Origin of the sequence: Sphingomonas sp. GV3 (assembly GCF_031082075.1) — a bacterium.
Classification (GTDB): domain Bacteria; phylum Pseudomonadota; class Alphaproteobacteria; order Sphingomonadales; family Sphingomonadaceae; genus Sphingomonas; species Sphingomonas beigongshangi.
In genome coordinates, this window is record NZ_JARWLE010000002.1 from 90,000 (window position 1) to 109,594 (window position 19,595).

18 protein-coding genes and 2 pseudogenes are annotated in these 19,595 nt (G+C 64.6%); 11 read left to right on the forward strand and 9 right to left on the reverse strand.

Features of this window, described 5'->3' with window-relative positions:
• The first annotated feature begins 133 nt into the window (after positions 1-133).
• The gene (locus RF701_RS16840; RefSeq protein ID WP_254688145.1) at positions 134-2,032 is read left to right on the forward strand and encodes a GGDEF and EAL domain-containing protein; all 1,899 of its coding nucleotides are present in this window, start codon (positions 134-136) and stop codon (positions 2,030-2,032) included.
• Between the two features lie 124 nt (positions 2,033-2,156).
• Here RF701_RS16840 and RF701_RS16845 read toward each other — a convergent pair whose 3' ends face one another.
• Both RF701_RS16845 and RF701_RS16850 read right to left on the reverse strand, forming a co-directional pair.
• On the reverse strand, positions 2,157-3,332 hold the full coding sequence (locus RF701_RS16845; RefSeq protein ID WP_116732693.1) for a zinc-dependent alcohol dehydrogenase: 1,176 nt from the start codon (positions 3,330-3,332) through the stop codon (positions 2,157-2,159).
• 99 nt (positions 3,333-3,431) lie between these two features.
• A complete protein-coding gene (locus RF701_RS16850) occupies positions 3,432-3,668 on the reverse strand; it encodes a diguanylate cyclase (protein ID WP_238995150.1) in 237 nt (78 codons plus the stop codon).
• A 337-nt stretch (positions 3,669-4,005) separates the two neighbouring features.
• Here RF701_RS16850 and RF701_RS16855 point away from each other — a divergent pair, with 337 nt between their 5' ends.
• Positions 4,006-6,174 (forward strand): catalase, encoded by a 2,169-nt coding sequence (locus RF701_RS16855; RefSeq protein ID WP_232474429.1) that lies wholly within the window; start codon positions 4,006-4,008, stop codon positions 6,172-6,174.
• A gap of 95 nt (positions 6,175-6,269) precedes the next feature.
• Here RF701_RS16855 and RF701_RS16860 read toward each other — a convergent pair whose 3' ends face one another.
• Genes RF701_RS16860 through RF701_RS16870 form a run of 3 tightly spaced genes read right to left on the reverse strand, consistent with a single transcriptional unit; the run spans position 6,270 to position 8,532 of the window.
• Complete coding sequence (locus RF701_RS16860; protein ID WP_198355651.1) at positions 6,270-6,866, reverse strand: class I SAM-dependent methyltransferase; 597 nt, start codon at positions 6,864-6,866, stop codon at positions 6,270-6,272.
• On the reverse strand, positions 6,863-7,516 hold the full coding sequence (locus RF701_RS16865) for a PIG-L deacetylase family protein (protein ID WP_198355652.1): 654 nt from the start codon (positions 7,514-7,516) through the stop codon (positions 6,863-6,865). Before RF701_RS16865 ends, RF701_RS16860 begins: the two co-directional genes overlap by 4 nt.
• Positions 7,513-8,532, reverse strand: coding sequence for an acyl-CoA dehydrogenase (locus tag RF701_RS16870; protein WP_232474430.1), 1,020 nt, complete (start codon positions 8,530-8,532; stop codon positions 7,513-7,515). The genes RF701_RS16865 and RF701_RS16870 overlap by 4 nt, the downstream gene beginning before the upstream one ends.
• On the opposite strand from RF701_RS16870, the pseudogene RF701_RS16875 reads away from it, so the two are divergent.
• Positions 8,480-8,593, forward strand: a pseudogene (locus RF701_RS16875) (transposase domain-containing protein); the annotation flags it as partial. The gene RF701_RS16870 and the pseudogene RF701_RS16875 overlap by 53 nt on opposite strands.
• 338 nt (positions 8,594-8,931) lie before the next feature.
• Here the strand turns inward: RF701_RS16875 and RF701_RS16880 are convergent.
• Both RF701_RS16880 and RF701_RS16885 read right to left on the reverse strand, forming a co-directional pair.
• A pseudogene (locus tag RF701_RS16880) lies at positions 8,932-9,243 on the reverse strand (integrase core domain-containing protein); the annotation flags it as partial.
• 344 nt (positions 9,244-9,587) lie between these two features.
• On the reverse strand, positions 9,588-10,466 hold the full coding sequence (locus tag RF701_RS16885; protein WP_238995145.1) for a site-specific DNA-methyltransferase: 879 nt from the start codon (positions 10,464-10,466) through the stop codon (positions 9,588-9,590).
• 93 nt (positions 10,467-10,559) lie between these two features.
• On the opposite strand from RF701_RS16885, the gene RF701_RS16890 reads away from it, so the two are divergent.
• From RF701_RS16890 to RF701_RS16905, 4 genes are all read left to right on the forward strand, one after another.
• The gene (locus RF701_RS16890) at positions 10,560-11,708 is read left to right on the forward strand and encodes an AAA family ATPase (protein WP_116463050.1); all 1,149 of its coding nucleotides are present in this window, start codon (positions 10,560-10,562) and stop codon (positions 11,706-11,708) included.
• 50 nt (positions 11,709-11,758) lie between these two features.
• A complete protein-coding gene (locus tag RF701_RS16895; RefSeq protein ID WP_116463033.1) occupies positions 11,759-12,814 on the forward strand; it encodes a ParB/RepB/Spo0J family partition protein in 1,056 nt (351 codons plus the stop codon).
• 79 nt (positions 12,815-12,893) lie between these two features.
• A complete protein-coding gene (locus RF701_RS16900) occupies positions 12,894-14,084 on the forward strand; it encodes a replication initiator protein A (RefSeq protein WP_116463034.1) in 1,191 nt (396 codons plus the stop codon).
• A gap of 393 nt (positions 14,085-14,477) precedes the next feature.
• Positions 14,478-14,696: a hypothetical protein gene (locus tag RF701_RS16905; protein WP_125471575.1), complete on the forward strand. Its 219-nt coding sequence runs from the start codon at positions 14,478-14,480 to the stop codon at positions 14,694-14,696.
• Between the two features lie 562 nt (positions 14,697-15,258).
• On the opposite strand, the gene RF701_RS16910 is transcribed toward RF701_RS16905, so the two are convergent.
• The gene (locus tag RF701_RS16910) at positions 15,259-15,540 is read right to left on the reverse strand and encodes a helix-turn-helix domain-containing protein (protein ID WP_115381532.1); all 282 of its coding nucleotides are present in this window, start codon (positions 15,538-15,540) and stop codon (positions 15,259-15,261) included.
• Between the two features lie 118 nt (positions 15,541-15,658).
• Here RF701_RS16910 and RF701_RS16915 point away from each other — a divergent pair, with 118 nt between their 5' ends.
• Together RF701_RS16915 and RF701_RS16920 are read left to right on the forward strand one after the other, a co-directional pair.
• The gene (locus RF701_RS16915) at positions 15,659-16,183 is read left to right on the forward strand and encodes a hypothetical protein (protein ID WP_133177345.1); all 525 of its coding nucleotides are present in this window, start codon (positions 15,659-15,661) and stop codon (positions 16,181-16,183) included.
• Entirely contained in the window at positions 16,180-16,548 is a 369-nt protein-coding gene (locus RF701_RS16920; protein ID WP_133177346.1) for a protealysin inhibitor emfourin, read from the forward strand. Before RF701_RS16915 ends, RF701_RS16920 begins: the two co-directional genes overlap by 4 nt.
• Before the next feature lie 449 nt (positions 16,549-16,997).
• On the opposite strand, the gene RF701_RS16925 is transcribed toward RF701_RS16920, so the two are convergent.
• Positions 16,998-18,161 carry an IS110 family transposase gene (locus RF701_RS16925; protein ID WP_145147057.1) on the reverse strand — a complete coding sequence of 388 codons (1,164 nt, stop codon included), beginning with the start codon at positions 18,159-18,161 and terminating at the stop codon, positions 16,998-17,000.
• A gap of 227 nt (positions 18,162-18,388) precedes the next feature.
• On the opposite strand from RF701_RS16925, the gene RF701_RS16930 reads away from it, so the two are divergent.
• Together RF701_RS16930 and RF701_RS16935 are read left to right on the forward strand one after the other, a co-directional pair.
• Positions 18,389-19,159, forward strand: a complete 771-nt coding sequence (locus tag RF701_RS16930) for a hypothetical protein (protein WP_116463038.1) — start codon at positions 18,389-18,391, stop codon at positions 19,157-19,159.
• A 53-nt stretch (positions 19,160-19,212) separates the two neighbouring features.
• Positions 19,213-19,595, forward strand: a 383-nt coding sequence (locus RF701_RS16935) for a hypothetical protein (protein WP_308815715.1), incomplete at its 3' end; no start/stop codon positions are given.

Here is a 19,595-nt window from a genome sequence, read left to right on the forward strand (position 1 = left end):
CGCCCCCGCTCGCATCCACGACAATAGCACATGATTGTTGCGGAAGCGAGTCGACTCCAAAACCCTTGGAGCGTGTGTGTTAGCGGTTTGGTATCGATTCGCCGGCTAGGTCCGGGGCGAAGAGGCACGGATCGTGAAACAGAACGAAGAAGCGCGACTTGACGCGCTGTACCAGTTGAACCTGCTCGACACGCCTCCGAGCGCGAGCTTCGATCGCATCACGCGCATGGCGAGCCAGATCTTCAATCTGCCTATTTCGGCGGTATCACTGACCGATCGGGACCGGCAGTGGTTCAAATCGCGTGTCGGGGTCGAACATAGCTCCATACCGCGCGACAAGGCACCGTGCGCGCAGGTGGCGGAGACCACCGAGGTGCTGGTCATCCCCGACCTTCTCGCCGACAACTGCTATGCGACGAGCCTCCTGGCGGAAACAGGAGTTCGCTTCTACGCTGGCGTTCCGCTCGTTACCCGCGAAGGATTCGGCCTCGGCTCGCTTTGTGTGCTCGGCACGGAGCCGCGAACGGTGTCTGAGGTGGAGATGACCGGCCTGAGCGATCTGGCCGATATGGTCATGGTGCAGATCGAGATGCAGCACGCGTTCGGGCGCATCGATCCCCTCAGCGGCCTTCCCAACCGCACCCAGTTTCTCGACGATCTTGAAGACCTTGGTCGGGATGCGCCTGGCGAGCGGCGATATGCCGTGCTGCTCGACCTTGCCCGTAACGACCAGCTCAACAACGGCCTGCGCGTGAGGGGGCCTTCGTTCGTCGATGACATGGTGCAGGATGCCGCCAGGTCGCTCCGGGCAGCACTCGGCCCCGGACGAACGGCCTACCATGTCGCTGCAACGCAGTTTGCGTTCCTGTCCCCGCCTGAGCCGGAGCGGGACGCATATCTGGCGTTGCTCGGCTCGATGCTGGCGACAGCCCAGAATGCTTCCGTCGTTCGGTTCGCCATGACCACCGCGATTGGCGTCACGTCCGTCATTCTTGGTGAGGCGGACCCGCGCGATGTGCTGCGCACCGCCTATAGCGCCGCCCAGGACGCCCGTGCGTCAGAGAACGCCGTTAGCCTCTACTCACCCGACGAGGACCGCGTTCACGGTCGCAGGTTCACGCTCCTCAACGATTTTGGTGCCGCGCTCGACCAGCCGGGTCAGCTCAGGCTCGTATTTCAGCCGCGGGTCGATGTCGCCTCGGGGCAGTGCGTCGGGGCGGAGGCGCTGCTCCGCTGGAAGCATCCTCGCTTGGGGGAAGTGTCACCCGGAGAGTTCATTCCGATCATCGAGCAGACCTCGCTTGCGAAGCCCACTACCGCATGGGTGCTTGATACGGCCATGCGACAGCTTGCAGCCTGGCGGAAAGAGGGGCTCGACCTTCAGCTTTCGATCAACGTCTCTGCGGCCAATCTCGAAGAAAGCGACTTCGCCGGACGCGTGCAGCTCTATCTCCTGAAGCACCGGCTGCGCCCGGATGCGATCGAGCTGGAGGTGACGGAAAGTGCCGTGATGGAGAATGGCGGTCGCGCCATGACGCAGCTTCGCGAGCTGAAAGCCGCCGGGGTGCCGCTGGCAATCGACGATTTCGGCACGGGCTATAGCAGCCTTGCCTATCTCCAGCGCCTACCGGCGCGGGTGGTCAAGATCGACCAGTCATTCATCCGGCACCTGGCGGAGGAAGAGCGGGAGCAAGCCCTTGTTCGTTCAATGATCACCCTCTCGCACGATCTGGGCTACCGCGTCGTTGCCGAAGGCGTTGAGAGCGCCGCCGCTGCGACGATGCTGGCCGGGATGGGGTGCGAGGAAGCACAGGGCTACCACTTCGCACGACCAATGGAGGCGGAGGATTTCCGGCAGTGGTTGGTTGCTTCGCGCAGTTTGCCGCTGAGGACCGCCACCGCATCCGAAGCAGCAGCAGGCGGACATCCTGGCCCGAGCCGGGTGCAACGCGATCCAGGGCTATCTTTTCGCAAAGCCGCTCTCGCCGGCTCAGGCCACCGATCTACTCGACCAGGCGGCACGCTCGGCTAAAGGCAGCTGCCTAGGTCCGTCGACATACTTGGTCTCAAGCTGATCGACACCGCCGCTGAACATAATCCACAGCGGCGGTGGCGATCGGCATCGATAAGCGTCCTGTTCCCGGTTGTTCCGCCAATCAGCCGTGCGGCCGCATGACAACCTTGATTACACCTTCTTCCTTGTCGCGGAATTTAGCGTACATTTCTGGCGCGTCTTCAAGACTGGCCGGATGCGTGATCACGAAGCTGGGATCGATCGCGCCCGCGACGATCTTATCCAGTAGCGGCTTGGTGTAACGTTGCACGTGGGTCTGCCCAAGCTTGATCGTCAGCCCCTTGTTCATCGCTGCACCGATCGGAAGCTTGTCACCCATCCCGACGTAGACGCCGGGCACGGAGACCGTGCCGCCCTTGCGGCAGCTCATGATCGCCTGCCGCAGGACGTGGACGCGATCAGTGGCGAGCATCATGCTTGCCTTCACCTTGTCCATGACCGCGTCCGCCGCCCCGTGCGCGGCCGCCTCGCAGCCGACAGCATCGATGCAGCTGTCGGGGCCCCGGCCCTTGGTTCGCGCCTGCAGCTCGTCATAGACATCGGTTTCGGCGAAGTTAATCGTCTCAGCGCCACCGGCCTCCGCCATGGCGAGTCGCTCGGGCACCTCGTCGATCGCGATCACGCGGCCGGCGCCCATCATCAGCGCGGAGCGGATGGCGAACTGGCCGACCGGGCCGCAGCCCCAGATCGCGACGGTGTCGCCATGCTCGATCTGCGCATTCTCGGCGGCCATGTAGCCGGTCGGGAAGATATCCGATAGGAAGAGGGCCTGCTCATCGGTTACGTTGTCGGGAATCTTGATCGGACCGACATCCGCCATCGGCACCCGGAGATACTCCGCCTGGCCGCCGCAGTAGCCGCCCAGCATGTGGCTGAAGCCGAACAGCCCGGCGGGCGAATGGCCCATCGCCTTGGCGGCCATCTCGGCGTTCGGATTGGTCCGATCGCAGGCCGCAAACAGACCCTTCTTGCAGAACCAGCAATCGCCGCAGCTGATCGTGAACGGCACCACCACCCGGTCCCCGATCTTGAGGTTGGTGACCTCGGACCCGAGCGCCACGACCTCGCCCATGTTCTCGTGGCCGAGGATGTCGCCGGCCTCCATGGTGGGCTGGTAGCCATCCAGCAGGTGAAGGTCCGACCCGCAGATCGCGCAGGCGGTTACTTTGATGATCGCATCGCGCGGGTGCTTGATCTCGGGATCCGCGACGGTGTCGACGCGGACATCGCCTTTACCGTGCCAGCATAGTGCGCGCATGTCGTTTCCTCATCTGAGTGCATGTCCCTGTCGTCAGGGCCATTTCTATGACGCTCAACGCCTTGAGCCGCGGCACGGGTCCCCGTCCGTTTAAATCGTTCACATCAACGAGCGGCCGTAAAACGGCCGTACGGCCAGCGGGTCGAACGCGGACGGCATGCCCGGCTTTAAAGCCAGACAGATGATGAAGTGGGTCGCCCAAGCCGTGCAGCCGGCCGACACGATGCTGACAGGACCCCAGGGGCGGCGAGTCTTACGTCCGGAGCGTACGGCATGGGCGGCCAGGGCGAACGACGCATAGATTCCGCAGAGGCAAACCAGGCCGGCGAGCAGCACCAACCACGGATCATGGTCGTGCCGGACGCGGTCGAAAACCTGTACGACCTGGGAGTACATCATGCTCGGCTAACGGCAAGGCTTCAAGACATCCCCAACCGGTTCATATCGGCTTTCCCTGGCTGTGATCCAGGACCGAGGAAGCCGCAGTCGGGTTCTGCGCAGCCATGAACACTTACGTTGCCGAGCCCGCGCCTGTCGTCCGAACCGGCTACCATGCTCGACTGACATAACTTGATTTCGCTCCTCCGGGTTGGTTCCCAGTCGCTACAAAGATTTATGCCTCGCACCGCCGTGGCGCTGGTGGCATTAAGGGCGTGATCGGAGGATTACGTCCATGGCACGCAAGAGCATCAAAAGCGACGCGGTGAAACTCAAGGGCGAGACGGCCAAGAAGGCACCGCCGCTGCCGGCGGGTGCCGACCAGCCGACGAATTATGCCGAGCAGCAGGGCCATGGCGGCGAAACCCGCCAGACGACTTCGGACGCGGCACTTACCATGACCACGCAGCAGGGCATCCCGATCGCGGACGCCCAGAACAGTCTGAAGGCGGGTCTGCGGGGCCCCACGCTGCTCGAGGACTTCATCCTCCGCGAAAAGATCTTCCATTTCGATCACGAGCGCATCCCGGAGCGCGTCGTCCACGCACGCGGCTATGGCGCGCACGGCGTGTTCGAACTGACCGACAGTCTGGCCGACTACACCCGCGCGGACGTGCTGAGCACGGTCGGGCAGCAGACGGAGGTGTTCGTCCGCTTCTCAACGGTAGCGGGCAACAAGGGCTCGCGCGATCTGGCGCGCGACGTGCGCGGCTTCGCCGTCAAGATGTACACGAAGCAGGGCAACTGGGACATCGTCGGCAACAACATCCCGGTGTTCTTCATCCAGGATGCCATCAAGTTCCCCGATCTGGTCCATGCGGCCAAGCAGGAGCCCGACCGGGCGTTCCCCCAGGCGCAAACCGCACACGACAATTTCTGGGATTTCGCCAGCCTCACCCCGGAAGCCTGGCACATGATCATGTGGATCATGTCCGATCGCACGATCCCCCGCTCCTTCCGGACGATGGAGGGCTTCGGCGTCCATAGCTTCCGCCTGGTGAACGCGGAAGGCAGGTCGACCTTCGTCAAGTTCCACTGGAAGCCGCGCCAGGGGCTCCAGTCGGTGCTGTGGAACGAGGCGGTCAAGATCAGCGGCGCCGATCCCGACTATCATCGCCGCGATCTTTGGGAGGCGATCGAGTGCGGTGACTTCCCGCAATGGGATCTCGGCGTCCAGCTGTTCGATCAGGAAACCGCCGACAAGCTTCCCTTCGGCCATCTCGACTCGACCAAGCTGATCCCCGAGGAGGACGTGCCGGTCCGCATCGTCGGTACGCTCACGCTCAATCGCAACGTGGACAACTTCTTCGCCGAAACCGAGCAGGTCGCTTATTGCACGCAGAACATCGTGCCGGGCATCGACTTCAGTGACGACCCGCTGCTGCACGGCCGCAACTTCTCCTATCTCGATACCCAGCTGAAGCGGCTCGGCAGCCCGAACTTCACCCACCTGCCGATCAATGCCCCGCGCTGTCCGGTGATGAACTTCCAGCAGGACGGCCACATGGCGATGCGCAATCCGAAGGGGCGCGTGAACTATGAGCCGAACAGCTGGGGCGCGGAAGGCGGTCCTCGCGAGAACCCGGAGATCGGCTTCACCAGCTTCCCCGCTGAGGTTCAGGGGACCAAACAGCGGATTCGGTCCGAAACCTTTGCCGATCATTACAGCCAGGCGCGGCAGTTCTATCTCAGCCAGCAGCCGATCGAGCAGAAGCACATCGGCGACGCGCTGGTGTTCGAGCTGTCGAAGGTAGATCGTGTCGACATCCGGGCCCGGGCGGTCAGCCACCTGCGCAACATCGACGAGAATCTCGCCGCTACCGTTGCGAACGGGCTCGGCCTCGACCTGCCGGACGCCGCCAAGGCGGCCAAGCCGACGCTAGACCTGCCGACATCGTCGGCGCTCTCGATCGTCGCCAACGGCCCGGCGAATTTCGCCGGGCGAAAGATGGGCCTGCTGCTGACCGATGGGTCGAGCGCCGAGCTGTTCAATGCGCTGACCAAGGCGCTGGAAGCCGAAGGCGCGGTCTGGGAGGTGGTCGCGCCGAAGATCGGCGGGGTCACGCTCGACGACGGCACCAAGGTCGCGGCCAAGCAGAAGATCGACGGCGGACCTTCGGTCCTGTTCGATGCCGTCGCGGTGCTCCCGTCCGAGGAAGGGGCTGCGCTGCTCGCCAAGGATGCGGCCTCCAAGGACTTCGTGGCGGACGCGTTCGGCCACTGCAAGTTCATCGGCTACACCGATGCGGCCGCCACGTTGTTCGACGCCGCCCGGGTGCCGGAGCTTGACAATGGCTTCGTAGCCCTAAGCAAGAGCAAGGACGTCAAGGCGTTCGTCACGACCTGTCGTGACCTCAGGTTCTGGGCTCGGGAAATGAAGGTCGATCTCGACGCGGCGGCCTGACGACCCTGGCGGGAGCGGCAGGTGGACGTCCTGCCGCTCCACTTACCCGCGAACTTCATATCGCCCGGACGCGGTACGCGCTGCCTCGCTCGCGTTCAACGGGATCGGGGCACATCGTCGGGGCGAGCCGCGGTGACGACCCAGCGGCGGGTGCGGCGCACGGTGCGAACCGTCCAACGACGCCCGGTCTCTGCGAGGAACCGGGCGTGGATCCCTGCCGAGTGCTGGGCGAAGTCGTAGAAGTCGATCCTGTGGTGCGCGAGCACGATGGTGCCGCCTGGCGTCAGGCGGGCGGCCATCTCACGCGCAACCCGGGCCATGTCTCGCGCTGAGAGGTAATACAGTACCTCGGCGATCACGATCACGTCATAGACGGCACGTGGCGGTCGACCGGGGAGCACGAGCAGCGATGCGCACGCGCGAGGCCAGGCAGCGACGGCACGTGCCGTCAGGTCGACCCCCTCCCTCGTGCCCTCGGTCGCATCGAGGCGCAACGCCTTCCTCGCGATCGCGGCACTGTTGGAGCCGTTGCCGCTGGCCAGCTCCAGCACCCGTCCGACCGGTCGGTCACCTATTGCGCGCAGGATCGCGGTACGCTTCACCGCCTCGTCACGGGCGGTGAAGGTGCGCCAGGGATCGTCGTCGCCGGCAAACTTGGCGGCGAACCCCGCAAGATCGATCGGGCTCGTCACCTCGAACCCGGCCGGTAGCGCTCGACCGGACGAGCAAAGGCCGCAAGCTCGTGTCTCGCGATCGTGAAACCTGCTGGATCATCGGAAACGGCGCCGAGCTGCGTCCGGTAGACGTGGATCAGCGACCGCTTAACCGGAACTCCTCCGGGCACAGCGATGCGCCATGCCGGTCCGGACCTGTCCGGGCGAGGCGGCCACACGCGGTAGGTCAGCCGACCGGCGCCACCCGGGCATCGGGCGACGGCCGCTGCTACGGCGCGGTGATCGGGATGGTCGTCATCGCAGGCCGGTCCGACGATGAGATCGAGATCCCGGCATCGTGCGACCTGGCGGCGCAGCGCGCGATAACAGCGTCCCGGGATCGAGGGCAACTGGCCATCGGGCAAATTGAGGAACGAGACGTCGCCAGCAACGATGCCGAGACGACGTAGCGCATGAAGGCTCTCACGCTGGCGCGCCGCGACCAGTCGCGCTCTCGGCCATTGTCGGCTGCCCCGGTGAGACGCGGCACCATCGGTCACGACCGCAACCCGGACCCGAGCTCCATGGCGGCGAAGCCGCGCAATGAGGCCTGCCGCGCCGATGACCTCGTCATCCGGGTGCGGGGCGATCACCAGCGCGACACGTACGTTTCGCAGCGGGATCCTCACAGAATGGGGTCGAGGATGTGCTCGGCGACAGCCTGGCCGACGCGAAAGCGATGCGCGTCGGGCGCAGGCTGGCGCAGGTACACCATGAGATCGGCGATCTTTGCCGCCAGCGGATGCGACAGGAACAATCCCGGCAGCCCCACCGCCTCCTGCGCGATCGTGAGGGCGCGCTCGGCAGAGCCGGCGATCGATAGCCGCGCAGCGGACACCCGGGCGAGGCGTTCCGCATCCGTCCCGCTGAACCAGGCGCCCGCCGTGTCGCGGATGCTCGCCGCTGCACCCTGGGCAAGCAGGAACAGGTCGGCGAGGCGCGATGCCTGGAACGGATCGGAAGCGCGCTCGTGGGTGGTCAGGTGGTCACGCACTGCATCGAGCAGGCCGGCGATGCCGCCGGCATGAACCGCGGCGAAGCGCAGCGCGCCTCCGCTGAAGAACGGCTCCCGCGCATAGCTGCCGGACTCGCCGATACGGCTGTCTTCACCGATCACAGAGCCGGACCAGCGCACCAGATGTGTCTCCGAGCGCTGCATGCCGATCGTCTGCCACCACTCCCGATCGATGGCAGGCGGATCGGCCTCGAGGTCGAGCAGGAGCAGCTGCGGTCCGCGTTCGCTATTCGCGGTTACCAGCGCGTGAGTCAGTATCCCCGCCCCCGATGCATAGCCCTTGCCGCCGGTCAGCCGTCCGCCGGTAAGCACCAGCGGCTCACCCGGCAGGCCCGCATTCCAAACACCCAACGTCGCTCCCGCAGCGATGCGCGCCCGCAACGCAGCGACTTGGGACGACGTGCCGTATCGAAACACGATCTGCACCGCATCGACATGCCCCTCAAGCAGGCGCCCGATGGGGAGATCCCGGCGTCCCGCAGCGTAAAGAGGGCGGAGCAGGTCCAGATATGCCTTGGGCGTCGTCGGATCGCCGGCGGGATCGGTCGCCCACCCCGCCGCGACGATCCCATGACGCAGGCTCAACGGCGTCGACCCCGAGGCCTGGCTGGCCGACACCATCAGACGCATCGCAGACCATCCGGCCCGCCGGGTCGCTGAACTGCTGCCGTGGAACTACCGGCCCGCTTGATGTGACGCCGTCACCGGACGCTTACGGCTTAGATAGAGGCAGACCAGGTGTGGCAGACTGCGTCGATCGGGACGGTAATCTCCACGAGGCATCAGCTAGAGCATGGGAACGGCACCTATTCGATGAACGAACCGAGCCTGCATCGAACACAGTTGCGTCCGTAACGCCATCATCCATCGCCACGGGCTCCAGACATTTTTCGAGTAATGAGTACACCTCTCTAGAGGCGTGACTCGCTTAACCATCGCCAGCTGCTGGAGCTCACGGCAACATTCCGCCTGCCGAAGCGGTAGATGGATATCACGCTACCCCAGACAATATTGACCTGCTCCCCCTTTTCAGGCCGCTGATAACTTAGCTTCGGTGTCCATATGCCCCTGGCGGGGGCGGTTCGTAAACTCGGCGGGTGCCAACCCGCCAAGGCTGCTGTGCGGACGCACGGTGTTGTAGTCCGTCCGCCATGCCTCGATGATCCGTCTCGCCGCAGCCAGCGATGGGAACAGGTGCTCGTTCAGGCACTCGTCGCGCAAGCGACCGTTGAACGATTCTACAAAGCCGTTCTGCTGCGGCTTGCCGGGCGCGATATAATGCCACTCGACGCCGGTATCCTGACACCAGGCGAGCACGGCATGACTGGTCAGTTCGGTGCCGTAGCACATTGGGAAGCGCTGGTTTGGGAGCCGCTATGGCCCTGATGAAGACAAGGCCGCGTAGCGGCCGCAGGCTTCATCAGGGCCTTGGCGGCTCCCGTTCCGACGCTTCCCGATGTGCTATGGGCCGGAGTTCATCTCGAAGACGCTGCTCGCCGCGCACAGCATCGCCGTCGCGCGCGATGCGTGGATCGGGCGCGACTATCCGCCGGTGCTGTGGCTGGTGCCGACCACGACGATCCGCCGGCAGACCGTGGATGCGCTGAACAACCCGCGCCATCCCTATCGCCAGGCACTGGCCGCAGTCTTCGGCGAGCCGGTGCGGGTGTTCGACATCGCCGATTTCACCCGGCTGACCACCGCCGACCTGTCGCGCCACCTGTGCGTGTTCGTCGCCACCATCCAGACTTTGCGCGTGGAGAATACGGAAGGGCGCAAGGTCTATCCGCATCAAGCTCCCAAAATCGCTCTTCGGACACACGCCAGTAGTTACCACCCGGGGGACCTTCGATGACCCGGCCGGACGGACCCACGATCCGGTACTTGCCCTTGCTGTAGAAATTGCGTGCAGATAGGTCGCTTGTTTTCCAGGGGCCTCGCGGATCATCGTCCAAGTTCCTATACGCCCTATCCTGCTTTTCTGACCGGGGCATAAGGTTCGGCAGCCATACGCCGCTACTCCGCGCGTAGACTAAGATATAGTCGTGATCCTCCGAGAAGTGGCGAGCTGTTGACTTAGGTGAGTAGTTCTTGCGCCAGATCATAGTAGACAGAAAAGAGGCGCGCCCGAACACCTCGTCCATGATGACTTTCAGGTAGTGCCTCTCATTGTCGTCGATCGACACCCAAATGCTGCCGTCCTCGCTCAGCAGCTCGCGCAGCAGCTCCAGCCGCGGCCAGATCATCGCCAGCCATTGGCTGTGCTCCAGATTGTCGTCGTAATGCTCGAACGCGCTGCGGGTATTGTATGGCGGATCGATATAGATGCACTTCACTTGCCCGCGATAATAGGGCAGCAGGCTCTTGAGCGCCTCCAGATTGTCTCCGTGGATCAGCATGTTGCCGCTGCCGGGCGCACCCGCGGAAAGCGCCGCGTCGCGCTCCAGCAGGCGGTACGGTACGGCATCGGCCGCCTTCACGTCGCGGTCGCGTGTCAGCCAGTGCAGGATCAGCATTGTTTCCCCTTCAGCCGCTTTCTTGCCGTCCTGAATGAAATCTGGCAAGGTCGCGCGTGAAAAGGTTCAAGGGGCTTTGTCTTGACGCAGGATGGTGCAGTGCTGACGCAGATCGGCGACCTAGCCGATGCCGGCGAGCGGATGATCGAGCGCCTCCGACGCAAGGCGTTTCTGCCCGAGAGCCGCAAGGGCCTCAATGTGCGCTTCGGCATCGCCGAGGCGGCGCAGTTGCTCGGCTGCTCCACCAACCGCATCCGCATGGCGGAGGATGACGGGCGGCTCCCCCCTGCCCCGGCTTCCGAAAGCGGACGCCGGCTGGGCTACACGGTCGAGGAAATGCTGCGGATGCGCGAGGTGCTGGGCGCCTCCCCTGCCCGCGCGCCGCTCGACGTGCCGGCGATCATCGCGGTGCAGAACTTCAAGGGCGGCGTCGGCAAGTCGACCGTTACCACGCACCTCGCGCACTATTTCGCGGTGCAGGGCTATCGCGTGCTGGTGGTCGATTGCGACAGCCAGGCGACGACGACGACGCTGTTCGGCTTCAACCCGCACTTCAACATCAAGCGCGACGAGACGCTCTACCCCTATCTCTCGATCGACCCGACCCAGGCGGACCTGCTCTACGCGGTGAAGCGGACGCCATGGCCGAACGTGGACCTGATCCCGTCCAACCTCGAGCTGTTCGACGTGGAGTATGAGCTCGCCGCGGCGGGCAGCGACGGCGGATCGGTACTGGCGGCACGCTTCCGTAAGCTGAAGCGCGGTTTGTCGGATCTCGCGCGCGACTATGACATCGTTCTGCTCGACCCGCCCCCTGCCCTCGGCACGATCAGCCTGGCAGTGATGCAGGCGGCAAACGCTCTGCTGGTGCCGCTGGCGGCGACGACGCCGGATTTCTGCTCGACCGTGCAGTTCCTGTCGATGATGGATCAGGTGCTGCACCAGCTGACCGGGGCCGGCATCGAGGTCGATTACCAATTTGTCCGGCTGATCTGCTCCAAGTTCGACGGCAACGATCCCAGCCACGCCATGGTGCGCGCGATCATGGAGCAGAGCTTCGGCCCTGCCCTCCTTCCCGTTCCGATCCTGGAGTCGGCCGAGATCAGCCACGCGGCGATGCGAATGATGACCGTGTATGAGCTGGAAAAGCCGATCGGCACGCCCAAGACGCACAAGCGCAGCCGCGCCAATCTGGACGAGGCGCTTAGGCAGGTGGAGCAGCTGGTCCGCCAGGGCTGGGGGCGGGTCGAACCGGCTAGCGAGGAGGCGGTTATTCATGCCGCGGCCTAACCTTTCCTATTGCACAATGTTCTGCTTACGTTCTGCGAGGGAGGTGCGGCATGGCGCGTAAGCAATCGGACTATCTGGCGGCGCTGCTCGCGGACGACACGGCCGAGCGAGGCGAGGCCCCCTCCCCTGCACCAGCGCGCGAGGCTCAACCGGAGCGCCCACGGGCCACTACGCTGCTCGGTCGCGAGTCTGCGCTTGCGCGCGTCGCGAGCGGCGAGGTGCGGCAGGTCACGCAACTCCTTCTCGATCCTGCCCGCGTGCGCATCTGGCCCGGCAACGCTCGCACGTACGCGCACCTCTCAGAGGAGAATTGCCGCGAGCTGATCGACTCGATCGTCGCCGAGGGCGGGCAGAAGGTGCCCGCGGTGGTACGGCGCGTCGACGGCGATGCCGATTATGAGTTCGAAGTGATCGCCGGCACGCGGCGGCACTGGTCGATCAGCTGGCTGCGCTCGCACAGTTATCCTGACATGCAGTTCGTGGCACAGGTCGCCAGCCTCGACGACGAGGCCGCGTTCCGGCTCGCGGATCTCGAGAACCGCGCGCGCGCCGACGTGTCCGACCTAGAGCGGGCGCGCAATTACCTCGACGCGCTGAAGGCACACTACGGCAACCACCAGACGCGGATGGCCGAGCGGCTGAAGCTCTCAAAGGGCTGGCTGTCCAAGATGCTCAAGGTCGCAACGATCCCCGAGGTGGTGATCTCAGCTTTCGCGTCCCCGGGCGACGTGCAGCTGAAGCCGGCCTATTCGCTCGCCCAGGCGCTCGACGACAAGAATACGGGCAAGGCGATCACCGCCATGGCGCGGCAGGTCGCCAAGGAACAGGCGGCGCGGCGCGAAGCGGGTGACCTTCCCTACCCTGCCGCGGACGTGCTGCGGCGGCTGCTCGACGCGCCGAAGCCCATGGCGGGCGAGGAGAAGCCAGAGCCGTACCGCTACGCCACCAAGTACGGTCGCACGGCCTTGACGGTGCAATCGGCCAACCGGCAGGGCGTGACGATCCGCTTGCACGCGGGATCGGGCGCCGACACGGACGAGCTTGTGACCGCCTTGCGCGACGCGCTCGCCCACCTCGAGGCAACCGGGAAGGGACTCCAGCGCTGATGTTTCCCCGGGGAAACACGCAGGGGCAGAGCATCGGTTTTGTAAACCGCTGGTCGATGTTTCCCCGGGGAAACATCGCGTGACGCGCGCGCGCCGCGAGGCGGTTTCCGAACAGTTCGAGCTGTTCCTACCCTATCTCGCCGACCTGCCCTTGCGTGACCAGCGCGAGATGATGGAGCGGCCATTCTTCAGCCTAGCCAAGTCGAAGCGGGTGAAGCCGATTGACTACCGATCGCCGGACGGCAAGCTGTGGGTCCACGTCTCGGCCAATCCTGATTACGGCATGGCGACGATCTGGGACGCGGACATCCTGATCTACTGCGCCTCGATGCTCGCCGACATGGCGCGCCGCGGCGTCAACGACGTGCCGCGCAAGCTCCACCTGATGCCCTACGACCTGCTGCGCGCGATCGGGCGGCAGCCGACCGGGCGCGCCTACGAGCTGCTCGGCCAGGCACTCGACCGGCTCGTGTCGACCACGGTCAAGACCAACATTCGCGCAGAGAACCGCCGTGAGGCGACGTTCAGCTGGCTCGATGGCTGGACGCAGCTGGTCGACGAGAAGACCGAGCGCTCGCGCGGTATGACCATCGAGCTATCGAACTGGTTCTGGGAGGGCGTGATGATGACCGGCGGCGTGCTGTCGATCGACCGCGCCTATTTCGACATCACCGGCGGGCGCGAGCGCTGGCTGTACAAGGTCGCGCGCAAACACGCGGGCGGCGCCGGCGAGACTGGCTTTGCCATCTCCATGCCGACGCTGTTCGAGAAGTCGGGCGCCGAGGGGCAGTACCGCCGCTTCAAGTTCGAGATCGCCAAGATCGCCGAGCGCGACGAGCTGCCCGGCTATGCGCTGTTGATTGAGCAGCCAGAGGGCAAGCGCGAGCCCGCGCTGCGCATGCGTCGGAGAAGCGAGGGCGAAACGAAGGCACTGCTGTCAGCCAAAACGACGAAAGCAGGCAAGGCATCCTCCCCCGCACCGCAGCCCGATGCCGTTGCGGAGCCTGCGGCCGAACCCGGCGTCGATGCCGCAGCGCTGATCCGCCGCAGCGTGAAAAGCCTTTCCACCCGCTCGACCTTCGGCGAGATCACCGACGCCACGCTGGCAACGCTGCGCGCCGAATGCCCGGGCTGGGACTATCAAACACTCCACGCAGACTTCCGCACCTGGATCGAAGCGGACGCAGGCCGAACCCCGGTGAGCTACCAGAACGCCTTCATCGGCTATGTCCGGCGCTTTGATGCAAAGAACCGACATACGCTGCGGTAACGAGGTCACCTCCGAGTCATGGCTACCGAGTGGGACGGCGTCGGCAAGCGCGGAGTTCTGCGTCCGAACATCGAGCAGCAACGCGATATTTGGCAAACGCGGCACGGAGCTACAACTGAACGACGGTTGTTGAAATGGCCCGGACAATGCCGGCGCTCGCCAACACTTCTTGGCCGGGCGGCACATCCGGCTTCGCGCCGCTGCATCAGGTGGCGCATGGCTATGGACCGTCATCCGTAACGATGGCTCTGATCACACGGGGCGCTTGGCGGAGCCTGCGCGAACTTTCACGCCGTCATCCGTGGCCGCGTCGGTGATCTGGAGGCAAAAAGCGGACTCCGCCTGCCACGACTGGCACCCATGCTAGAGACCTCCGGGGATTGATAGTTCCCGGTGCCCGGAATGTACGGTGGTTTCCGCTACAGCCTGGATTTGCAGGGCGCCGAACTGATCCTGGTGGGCGAGAGCTGTTGCCGCGTCGTGGAGGTATCCAAAGAGCGGCAAGAGGTCGACGTCCATTGCAGCAGACTGGTCCCGCAAAAGCCGCGTTCCACGGGCATCGAGATTATCCGCAAGGACGATGGCGTTCCGGATGTATCGCGTGGCGAGTGACTGATCCTCCCTACGGCCTCGTCGCGCACCGCAGACCCGGACAATTTGAACGTCGCCGGCGCAACGCCATCACAAACTGATTCAATCAGAGCGCTCATTTCCCACCCGTCCGTCGATCATCGATACTCCGGGAACGCTCATCGACACTCCCGGAACGGCGAGGCGATACATCGGGAACGCGAGCATTGATCCTTCAGGAACGCTGCAACGATACTCCGGGAACGCACCTTCCATAACGAATCGTGGAAAGTCGCTGACTTGAGCAGCTACAGCGGCACCCTTAACCTCTTAACCTCTCATTGAACCCTCTAACCCCGCGAGATGCTTTTCTTTGAATTTTGGAGATTCAGAAAGGCAGGCTCTGGCGTCGCATTTCACCCCCAGTGCCGTGCGCTAGCGTAAATCGTCAGGACCGGGCAGCGACTTGCTCGATCCAGGCCCCAGTCAGTGCAGTGGCGCGGTGACGAAGGACGGGTGGGGTGATATCGGCGTCTTCAACGAACCGTGTCCATGACTCGCAGCTCGTCGATCGCACCGGCGCGACCAACTAAGCGGATGCCGGCTATTCAGTTGGTCTTTCATCAACCCTCTTACCAACTGCAATCTCGAGAGCTTGCTTCAGCAACATGACCGGATCGACTCCGATAGCCAATGCCACGGCAACATACTCGTCAACGCCAAGCAGTCGCTCGCCGGTTTCATACCGCGACACGTAAGCCTGTTGCCAACTAAGCCGCCCAGCGAGATCGACCTGCCGCAGCTTCGCATCCCGGCGTGCCTTTGTGAGCAGGTGCACGATGCGACCATGCAGGTCAGACGAGGCAGGAGAACGCATTTCAGGCATCTACCATTTGCCTAGTATACGTAAAGCGTATATCGCGTGACTAGCTTTTTGCGAGCGTGATCCGATGGAAAACGACCGAAATGCTAAAAGATGTGCATCGGCGGACAGGAAAGAGTCCGTGCCGGTGCTGGATCGCTTCGTCGCTCGCCTGGAGGTCAGCCGGACCTACCCATGTCCGGTCGTCAGCATCCTAACCTTCTGGGCCGGGCTGATCGCGCTCACCGTCGTCGACAAGGTGACCGGAACGACGCCTGTGGTGGCGAGCCGCCTCTATGCGGTCGCGTGGGCGCTGGTAGTAGGCCTGGAACTCGGCCGCGATGTTTGGGTCCAACGGCACCGATATGCGTCACCTCGCTGGCTACAAGCTGTGGATGCGGCCGTGGGCCACGAGGTGACCGTCCATGCGCTGGCCGCGCTGATCAGGCAGCATGAGCACGAGTTGGATTACGTGGTCACCCGCTCCGATCTGAGAATCGAGGTTCAGGCAGAGCGAGTCCGACGGAGGGAAGCTGCTCGGCGAGCGGAAGGGTTTCGTCTTGTCGAAGCACCGGTGATCGATGCCGCCCAGGTCGCGCGCGACGAGGAACGACGCCGTCGAGCTCGCGAGCGGCGTGCCGCCAGGCAGGGCAGGGCGCCTGCGTGACCGGCTCTAAGCCGGAAACAGGCGGGGATCTGGTCGGCGTGACGATCTTCGGCGGGATCGCGCACTTTCCCAGCCGGGCTGGCGAGCGGGTTCGCCATCTCGCCGATCTCGATCCGACACTGGTCGCCGAGCTGCTCACCGCGGCCGAGGCGAGTGATTTGTTCACCTGCCCGGATCTGAATGGGGCTGCATCATTCCGCCCTGACGCTCGCACGTACAGCATCCGCCTCGTCCATGGCGGTCACTCGCGGCTGCTGACGGTGCCTGAGCCGTTCGAGGCACCGGAGCTGGCGCAACTGGTCCGGACCGTGCGCCGCTGTAGGGCAGGGGAGCGAGCAACCTTCCCGTTTTCCCCGTGCCAATGACGTGATAGCATCCGCGCGCCGCCCGGTCAGTCCTGGCGGTGAGGCGTAGGAACCTCAGAGTCTCTCGGCCGGTCGACATGTTTGTCGGCCGGGTGGCTGTCGCGCATGTCCAGGGCTCCGCCTAAAGTCTCTAGCTGCTGCCCCTCGGTGTGAGGAATATCCCGACTTTTTCCGCTACCTCATGATCTGCTCCTTGTCGGATCTTTGCAAGATCATCCGTCATCGCTCCCGGAGTGCAACAGTCTCTTCGCGGTCGGGCGCGTGGCGTGGCCTTTAGGCCTGTCGCCTGCCGCATTATGGGCATTTACGTGCAAAGGGTGGAGCTTCAACAAGCATCACGAGGTTGTCGCCACCTCACCTTTAGGCCCGAAGTCTCCTGTCCCTCCGCCTCCCGGGAGGATGGTTTCGCCGCTCTTGTGCGGACGAACCTGGTGTGACCCTGAAATTGTCTATGCGCTGGCGCGTGCCCGCATCAGGTCGCGGTGCGGCCCCACGTCGGCGGCCTTGGCCATGAAATGGGTGCAGTCGCGCCACAGGCTGAACATCACGATCGCCAGCTTGCGGGCGAGCGCGACCTTGGCCTTGTTGAAGCCGACGCGCTTGCTGAGCTTCATGCCCCAGTCCTTGAGCGTGCTGAACGACCTGGTGTTCGCCAGCATGACCGTCGCGGCGCCGACCAGATGCGTGCGGGTGAGCTGGTTGCCCATCTTGCTGATCCCGCCGTGCGTCAGGCTCTCGCCCGACTGGTAGACGCGCGGCGTCAGGCCGAGATAGGCCGCGACATCGTCGACATGCCGGAACCGGGTCGGGTCCTCGATCGCGCTGTAGAAGGACAGCGCCGTGATTGTGCCGATGCCGGGGATCTCCATGAACCGCTTGCACACCGGATGGGACGCGGCGAGCAGGTCCAGCTCGCGCTCGATCCGCCCGGCCTCGATGTAGAAGCGCTCGCACAGGTCGAGAAGCGGGATGATGCGCGGGCGCAGGTCGACGCCTTCGGTGTCGGCGATGAGGCACAGCTGGTCGATGGCCCGTTCGCGGAACGTCGCCGGGCTGTCGCTGCCGGGTTCGATCCGTCCGCCATAGACCCGGACCAGACCGCGGATCATCGCCTCGGTTTCGCGCCGCTGCTTGACCAGGCGGTCGCGCATGATCAGCGACGCCCGGACCTCGAAACACAGGTTCGACTTGACGTAGACCTCGGTCAGATAGTCGCGGCCGCTGCGCGTGATCTCGGCGATGCCGCGCGCGTCGTTGGTGTCGGTCTTGTTGCGCTTCACCGACAGCACCCGGTGGACCTGTAGCGCATCGAGCACCGCCACCTGGAAGCCCTGCTCGCGCAGCTTGCCCGCCAGGTGCGGCGACAAACCGCCCGTCTCCATGCCGATCAGCGTCACATGCGACTTGAAGTTGCGGCGCAGGTAGCGGCCGATCTCGGTCGCGTGGCTCTTCATCGACACCTGGTGGACCACTGCGCCGTCGACATCGACCACGCAAACCGCCGTGCTCTTGAACCCGATATCCAGCCCCACCCAGAACCGCGCTGACGCCGGATCCGCCTCCGCCCGCGCCATCGCCGCGACATAGGCCGGCGCCACGATCTTCTTCGACATGACTTGCTCCCTTCCCGTCACCGTTGGTCGAAAAAGGATACGCCTCTCGCCGTCGCCTGGGCAGCAGCTAACCCACAAGCGGCAGCGCTCGCGCGAGAGCCCGGGTTCCTAACACCCGGCTTACGGGCCGGAGAACGCCTCCAGACGACGAGGAGGCAGTTATGGCAGGGCAGGGTGCATTTCAGGCCTTAGCGGCGCTCACAGCGGCTCTGGCGGGCATTCCGGCCATGGCGCAGCAGTCACCCGGTATTGCCGGCTTCCTCATCACCATCGGCGGCGATACCGACATGAAGACGAGCGGGTCGCTTCGGACCCGCCCGTCGCCGCAGGTCTTTCCGCTGCTCGACGACGCCGACGAGATCATCGGCTACCGCTTCTTCTCCGAAAAGATCACCGCCAACGGCTCGGCGACGGCCGAGCGCGCCCGCGATGCATTCGCGCAGGAATGCGCCGCCAAGGGCGGTCGGATCGAACCGGAAGACGGCGACGCGGCGCGCACCTTCCGTGATCGCGCGCTCGGTCGCAGGTTGCCGCCCCGGGGCGAGTCCAAGCACTTCTGGTCCGGCAGCTCGGCGGTGTGCTCGCGCGGCGCCGACCAGGTGCTCGGCGGCTTCGTCGCGATCACCTACGATACGACCGAAGTCGCTACCAAAGGCGACCTCGGCAGCCGGCTGATGAGCCGCGTGTCGATGGTCCCGACCCGCACCGCGGTCTACGCCTACCGCCCCGACCAGATCCGTTCGGCGGCATGGTTCCAGCGCGCGCAGGACAGCTACGTCGCCGATCGCGAGGCCGAGCAGAAGCACCGCGAGACGTTTCGGCGTGAGCTCGCGATCGGCACCGTAACCAACTGCGGCACGGTCATCCAGATCCGCGGACCCATGGTCGAGATCGCGGTGCCTGCGACCAGGCTGACGCCCAACGGCAAGTCCACCTTCTGGTCGCGGCGCGACGCGCTGGCACCGACCTTCTCGACGCCCTGCACTTACGGACTCTGAGGGGTCGATCCGCCCAATTCGCATACGACTGAGACACTGAATGGAGCTCCATCATGACCCTCGACCTGAGCGACTTTAAACCGACGCCTCTGCCCTCCCATGAGACCCCGCCCTATGCGTCGGCGGACCCTTCTACGGACCTGCGGCTGATCTTTGCCGGCACCGACTGGAGCGAGCCCGGACATGGCGGTTATCCGACCCGAACCGCGGCGGGAGATTGGATGATCCGGGTCAAGCTGGACCTGCCTTACCCCATGCTCGCGAGCCTCGAAGCGAAGGCCGGGTCGCATGACATTGGCGAGCTCATCCGGGCCGCTCTCGTGATCGCTGGGTATGGCTCCGAATCCGACATCGTGGGCGCCAAGTCCGACCGCTACGTAACCCGCGATGAGCAGCGTGAACGGCTCGGAATGCCTGCGACGATGACGAGTTCGGA